2 protein-coding genes and 1 pseudogene are annotated in these 6,950 nt (G+C 76.8%); all 3 read right to left on the bottom strand.

Features of this window, described 5'->3' with window-relative positions:
• Nucleotides 1-820, bottom strand: a pseudogene (locus FrCorBMG51_RS24035) (beta-ketoacyl synthase N-terminal-like domain-containing protein); the annotation flags it as partial.
• A gap of 42 nt (nt 821-862) precedes the next feature.
• The gene (locus tag FrCorBMG51_RS25890; RefSeq protein ID WP_052915006.1) at nt 863-2,218 is read right to left on the bottom strand and encodes a type I polyketide synthase; all 1,356 of its coding nucleotides are present in this window, start codon (nt 2,216-2,218) and stop codon (nt 863-865) included.
• Nucleotides 2,200-6,909, bottom strand: a complete 4,710-nt coding sequence (locus FrCorBMG51_RS30120) for an acyltransferase domain-containing protein (RefSeq protein WP_476742248.1) — start codon at nt 6,907-6,909, stop codon at nt 2,200-2,202. The genes FrCorBMG51_RS25890 and FrCorBMG51_RS30120 overlap by 19 nt, the downstream gene beginning before the upstream one ends.
• Nucleotides 6,910-6,950: the final 41 nt, after the last annotated feature.

Below are 6,950 nucleotides of genomic sequence, written 5' to 3' on the forward strand. Positions count from 1 at the left end.
CTTGCAGCGGCCGTCCGGCGCCAGCGCGTGCTGCCGGGAGAACTCGACGAACGATCGCAGGGTGGGCATCACGGTCACGCCGCCGGCCAGCGCGAGCCCGCACTCGCCGGACCGCAGCGCGCCCACGGCCTGGTGCAGCGCGACCAGCGACGACGAGCAGGCGGTGTCCACGGTGACGGTCGGGCCCTCGAAACCGAACGAGTACGCCACCCGGCCGGAGGCGACGCATGGTCGTCCCGCCGGTCAGGACGTACCCCTCCAGCGGCTGGATCGCCGCGGCCCCGGCGCCGGCACCGTAGTCCGAGGCGATCACCCCGACGAACACGCCGGTGTCGGAGCCGCGCAGCGTCGTCGGGTTGATCCCGGCGTGTTCCAGCGCCTCCCAGGCGGTCTCCAGCAGCAGCCGCTGCTGCGGCTCGGCCGCCAGCGCCTCGCGCGGGGAGATGCCGAAGAACGCGGCGTCGAAGTCGCCCGCGTCGGGCAGGAAGCCGCCCTCGCGGGAGTAGGTGGTGCCGGGCCGTGCCGGGTCGGGGTCGTAGCGGTCGTCAAGGTTCCAGCCGCGGTCCGTCGGCGGTGGGCCGACCACGTCGCGGCCGTCGGCGACCAGCCGCCACAGGTCGTCTGGTGACTGCACCCCGCCCGGGTAACGGCAGCCGATCCCGATGATCGCGATCGGTTCGTGCCGGGACGACGTCAGCTCCTGCACCTGCGCGCGGGCGGCACGCAGGTCGGCCGTGGCCCGCCGCAGGTAGTCGCGCAGCTTCTCCTCACGGGAGCCGCCGCCCGCGGACGCGGCGGACGCGGCGGACGCGGAGGACACCGGGGGTACCTGGGAGCCAGAGGACGCGGTGGACATGTGAGCTCAGCCTCCGTACGGGGTGGTCAGCTCGTTGTCGAGCACGTCGAACAGTTCGTCGTCGTCGGCCGACTGGAGATCCGCCAGGTCGCCTGCGAGGGAGCCGCCCGCGCCGGCGGGCCGGCGGCCGTCCCAGACCTGGAGGAGCTGCCGCAGCCGGACCGCGACCCGTTCGTGGGCGTCGGGGTCGGTGGCGGCGTCGGGCGCGGTCGTCAGGACGTTGCCCAGCCGGTCCAGCACGTCGGTGAGCGATTCCCGCTGGGACGGGACGGCCGCGCTCCCAGCACCGCCGTGCGCGGCCGGTACGAGCAGGGTGCGCAGGTGCGCGGTCAGCGCCGCCGGGGTCGGATGGTCGAACAGCAGCGTGCTCGGCAGCCGCAGCCCGGCGGCCGCGCCGAGCCGGTTGCGGAACTCCACCGCGGTCAGCGAGTCGAACCCGGACGCGAGGAATCCGCGGTCGACCTCGATCACCGCCGCGTCGGCGTGGCCGAGCACGGTCGCCGCGGTCGTGCGCACCAGGTCGAGCAGGATCCGCTCCCGCTCGTCCTCGGGTCGCCCGGCGAGCCGGTCGGCCAGTGACGCGCCCGCTCCCGACCGCGTGCCGCCGTCACCCGCCAGGCCGTCCGGGCCGGCTGGGCCGGCTGGGCCGCCGTGGCCGTCGCCGGCACCGGCGGCGCGGCGGACGGCCGGGCGGGACTGGCCGCGCAGCACCGCCGGCCGGTTGTCGTCCTGGCCGAACGCGTCCCGGTCGATCCGGGCCGGTACCAGGGCCGGGTGCGGGGTGGTGAGCGCGGCGTCGAACAGGGCCAGCGCGGTCTCGGTGGGCAGCGGCCGCAGCCCACCGCGGCCCAGCCGGGCCACGTCCGCCCGGCCGAGATGGCCGGTCATGCCGCTGGCCTGCTCCCAGTAGCCCCAGGCCAGCGAGACCGCCGGCAGCCCGTGGGCGCGGCGGGCTGCTGCCAGCCCGTCGAGGAAGGTGTTCGCCGCCGCGTAGTTCGCCTGCCCCGGGGTGCCCACCACGCCCGCGACCGACGAGTAGAGCACGAAGGCGGCGAGATCGGCGTGGCGGGTCAGCTCGTGCAGGTTCCACGCCGCGTCGATCTTCGGCCGGGCCACCCTCCGCAGCCGCTCCGGGGTCAGTCCGGTGACGGTGGCGTCGTCGAGGATCCCGGCCGTGTGGATCACCGCGGTGAGCGGGTGGGTGCGGGGGACGGTGGCCAGCAGCGCGGCCAGCGCGTCCCGGTCGGCGACGTCGACGGCGGCCAGGGTGACGCTGACGCCCAGCCCGGTGAGCTCGTCGACGAGTTCGGCGGCGCCGTCCGCCGCCGGCCCGCTACGGCTGGTCAGCAGCAGGTGGCGCACCCCGTGGTGGGTGACCAGCCGGCGGGCGGCCAGNGGCCGAGCGTCCCCGTCCCGCCGGTGACCAGGACCGTGCCGGACGGGTCGAGCCGGTGCGGCACGGTCAGCGCGAGCTTGCCGACGTGGCGGGCCTGCGCGAGGTGGCGCAGCGCGCGGGGGGCGTGCCGGATGTCCCAGGCCGCCACCGGCAGCGGGCGCAGCGCGTCCCGGGCGAACAGCAGGCCCAACTCGGTGAGCAGTTCGGCGATCCGCTGCGGCGGGACGTCCGCGAGCAGGTCGAACGGCAGGTAGGAGACGCCGGGATGGTGCGCGGCCAGCTCCTCGGGACGCCGCGGGTCGGTCTTGCCCATCTCGACGAACCGGCCGCCGGGGCCGAGCAGCCGCAGGGACGCGTCGGTGAACTCGTGCGCCAGCGCGTTGAGCACCACGTCGACCCGGCCGAACCGGGCCTCGAAGCCGTCGACGGGATCCAGCTCGCGGGAGGAGGCGATGTGGTCGTCGTCCAGGCCGAGGGCGCGCAGCACGTCCCATTTCGCGGGGCTGGCGGTCGCGAACACCTCCGCGCCGGCCTGCTGGGCGAGCTGCACGGCGGCCTGGCCGACCCCGCCGCTGGCGGCGTGCACCAGCACCCGCTCGCCCGGCCGCAGGGCACCGAGATCGAACAGGCCGTAGTAGGCGGTGAGGAACGCGACCGGGACGGTGGCGGCCCGCGCGAACGACCAGTCCGCCGGGAAGCCGACGAGCAGCCGGCGGTCGACGCGCGCGAGCGTACCGGCGCTGCCCGGCAGCAGCCCCGTGACCCGGTCGCCGGGGGCGAGGTCGGTGACGTCGGGGGCGGTCTCGACGACCACGCCGGCCCCTTCGGCGCCGATGCGGGCCCGGCCCGGATAGACACCGAGAGCGATCAGTACGTCGCGGAAGTTCACCCCGAGGGCCCGCGGCGCGACCCGGACCTCTCCCGGCGCGAGCGGCCCCGCCGCGTCCGGGTCGGCCAGCAGCGCGAGCGCGTCCAGGCTGCCGGGCGAGGTGACGTCGAGCCGCCACGGCGTGCCACCCGCCTCCCATCCGGCGCCTGTGCGCTGGCCGGCACCGGCACCGGTGCCGGTGGTGCTGTCAGCGTCGCCGGCCGTGGCGCCGCTGAGGTCACGGTCGCCGTACAGGCCGGTGTCGACCAGGCTGGCGCTGTCGCCGGGCGGCGGTGGCAGCTCGCCCGAGGCGGGTGAGCCGGGCGCGGGCTGCCGGACGAGCCGGGGGAGCAGCACCACGCCGTCGCGGACCGCGGCCTGGGGTTCCCCGCTGGCCAGCGCCGCCGCCACTGCGGCCGCACGGGCCGGGTCGGCGCCGGTGTCGGTGTCGGTGTCGCCGTCCAGGTCGAGGATGACGAGCCGGCCGGGATGCTCGGACTGGGCCGAGCGCACCAGCCCCCAGACCGCGGCCGCGGCAAGGTCCGTGACGTCCTCGCCGGTACGGGTGGCGACCGCGCCGCGGGTCACCAGGACCAGCCGGCCCACCGCGAAACGTTCGTCGGCCAGCCAGGACTGCACCGTGGCGAGCGCCCGCTCGGTGGTGGCCGCGACCGTTGCCGCAACGTCCGCCGCTGGAACGTCCACCGCTGGAACGTCCGGTGCCGGGATGCCCGGTGCCGACGGGGCGTTCACCCAGACGGCGACGGTGGCCGGGGCCGGCGCGTCCGGGGGAAGGCTCGGAAGATCCGGGAGGATGTCGACAGCGCCAGCGCCGCCAACGAGGCCGGTGGGTGCGGCGTCCGCGGGTGTCGCGGGCGGCGACAGCGGCGGTAGCGGCGACCAGTCCAGCAGGTACGCCGCGTCGGCGCCACCGGCGGCCAGCGTGCCCGGCGCGACCGGCCGCAGCGCCAGCGCGCCGACGGACAGCACCGCGGCGCCGGCCGGGTCGGCGGCGTGCACGCTCACCGTGCCCGTGCCGGTCGGGCGGACGCGGACCCGCAGCGCGGTCGCCCCGGTGGCGGCCAGCGAGACGTCCGTCCAGGCGAACGGCAGGAGCAGGGCGTCGCCCTGGCCGGGCAGCAGGCCGACGACCGGATGCAGGGCGGCGTCGAGCAGGGCCGGGTGCAGCCCGTAGCCGTCGGCCTCGGCGGCGTCCGCGACGGGCAGCCGGACCTCGGCGAGGACGTCGTCACCGTGCCGCCAGGCGGCGCGCAGGCCGCGGAAGAGCGGGCCGTAGCCGTAGCCGTACCCGTCGTCGGCGAGCCGGTCGTAGAAGCCGTCGAGGTCGATGCCGACCGCGTCGGCCGGCGGCCACTGCCCGGCGAGGTCGTCCGGTGCCGGCGCCAGCGGCCGCTGGGCGAGCAGGCCGCTGGCGTGGCGGGTCCAGGGGACGTCCTCGTCGGGGTGGGCGTTGCCACCACCTGACCAGCCGTCACCTGGCCGGATGTAGTCCGGCCGTCCCGCGGCCGGGCGGGAGCCCTCCGGGCGGGAGTACAGCGTCACCGGCCGGATGCCGGGGTCGTCGCGTTCCGGCGGGCCCACCACGAGCTGGAAGCGGACGCCGCCGCCGTCCGGGACCACCAGTGGGGCGTGCGACGTCAGCTCCCGCAGGTGGCCGTGGCCGACCAGGGCGCCGGCGTGCAGGGCGAGCTCGACGGCCGCCGCGCCCGGCAGCACCGTGCTGCCGGCGACGGCGTGGTCGGCCAGCCAGGGTGTGGTGGCCGTGGTCAGCCGTCCGGTGAGCAGCAGGCTGTCGTCACCGGCGACGGGCAGCGCCGCGTCGGCCAGCGGATGCCCGGCGGCCAGGCCCGGTGCCGGGCTGCCGGCGTGCGTCGGCGCGGTGATCCAGTAGCGTTCCCGCTGGAACGGGTAGGTGGGCAGTTCGGTGACGCGGGCGTGCGGCCCGTAGACGGCGGGCCAGTCCGGCGTGACGCCGTGCGCGTACAGCTCGGCGAGGGAGAGCAGCAGCCGGTCCCAGCCGCCGTCGTCGCGGCGCAGCGTGCCGGTGACCAGGACGGGTCCCGCCGCCGCGTCCCACCCGCCGACGGGGTTCCCAGCAGCGGTGCTCCCGGCGGTGTTTCCGGCGGCGTCCTCGGTGCTGTGCCCGGGGACGGCGCCGGTGCTGCGTGCGGTGGCCAGGCCGTGTTCGGCGACGTCGTCGACGGTCTGCTGGATGCCGATGGTCAGTACGGGGTGCGGGCTGGACTCCAGGAAGATGCGGTGGCCGTCGGCGAGCGCCGCGCGGACCGCGTCGTCGAGCCGGACCGGCTGGCGCAGGTTGCGGTACCAGTAGTCGCCGGTCAGCTCGGCCGGGTCGAGCCGTCCGCCGGTCACCGTCGAGTAGAAGGCGACGTTCGCGGGACGTGGCGCGATGTCCGCGAGCAGGGTCTGTACGTCGTCGCGGATGGCCTCGACCTGGGCGGAGTGGGAGGCGTAGTCGACCGGTATGCGCCGGGCGGAGACCCCGCGCTCCTGGTAGGCGGCGAGTAGCTGGTCGAGGGCGGCCGGCCGCCCGGACACGACGGTGGCGGCCGGGCCGTTGACGGCCGCGATCGAGACGTCGTCCGAGATGCTGCCCGGGGCGCCACCGGCCAGCGCGGCCAGCTCGGGCAGGTCGGCCTCGACGGTGGCGGCGGGCAGCGGCACCGAGACCATCCCGCCCAGCCCGGCGATCTTTGTGATCGCCTGGGCGCGCAGCGCGACGATGCGGGCGGCGTCGTCCAGGGTGAGGGCGCCGGCGACGTGCGCCGCGGCGATCTCGGCCTGCGAGTGCCCGATGACCGCGTCGGGCCGGATGCCCAGCGACTCCCACAGCCGGGCCAGCGCGACGATCACCGCGAACAGCGCCGGCTGCACCACGTCCACGCGCTCGAAGGTGGGCGCGCCGTCCACCCCGCGCAGCACGTCCACGAGCGACCAGTCGACGTACGGGGCGAGCGCGTCCGCGCTGGCCGCGATCGACTCCGCGAACACCGGGGAGGAGTCCAGCAGGCCGGCGGCCATTCCCGGCCACTGGGAGCCCTGGCCGGGGAAGACGAAGACCGTCCCACCCGGGTTCCCACCCGGGTTCCCGGTGGTGGCCGCGGACACCACGCCCGGCGCCTGCTCGCCGGCGGCGAGAGCGCGCAGCCCGGCGAGCAGCGCCTCACGGCCGGTGCCGACCACGGCGGCCCGGTGGTCGAAGACGGTACGGGTGGTCGCCAGCGACAGCCCGACGTCGGCGGGACGGGCGTCCGGCCGGGTGAACACGGCGTCGTGCAGCCTGGCCGCGGCCGCCCGCAGCGCCGGCCCGCCGCGTGCGGACAGCGTCCACAGCACGGGCACCGTCTCGGATGCATCGGCCGCCCGGTCTGCCCCGGACGCGCTCCCGGGGTCAGGCGTGTCCGCGTCCGCCGTGCTTGCGCGCGACGCGTTCGCGGCGGGCGTGCCGTCCGCGTCGGAGATGTTCCCGCCGGGCGTGCCGGCGGCCCCGGGCGCGTTCCCACCGGCTGTGTCCCCGTCGTTGTCGTCCGCGGGTGGGGCCTGCTCGAGGATGATGTGGGCGTTGGTGCCGCTGATCCCGAAGGACGACACGGCGGCCCGTCGGGGCCGGTCGACGTCGGGCCAGGGGCGGGTGTCGGTGATCAGTTCGACGGCGCCGGTGGTCCAGTCGACGTGTGGGGACGGGGCGTCGACGTGCAGCGTCTTCGGCAGCACCCCGCGTTGCAGCGCCCCGACCACGCTGATCACCCCGGTGATGCCGGCGGCGGCCTGGGTGTGGCCGATGTTGG

It is taken from the genome of Protofrankia coriariae (assembly GCF_001017755.1).
Lineage (GTDB): Bacteria > Actinomycetota > Actinomycetes > Frankiales > Frankiaceae > Protofrankia > Protofrankia coriariae.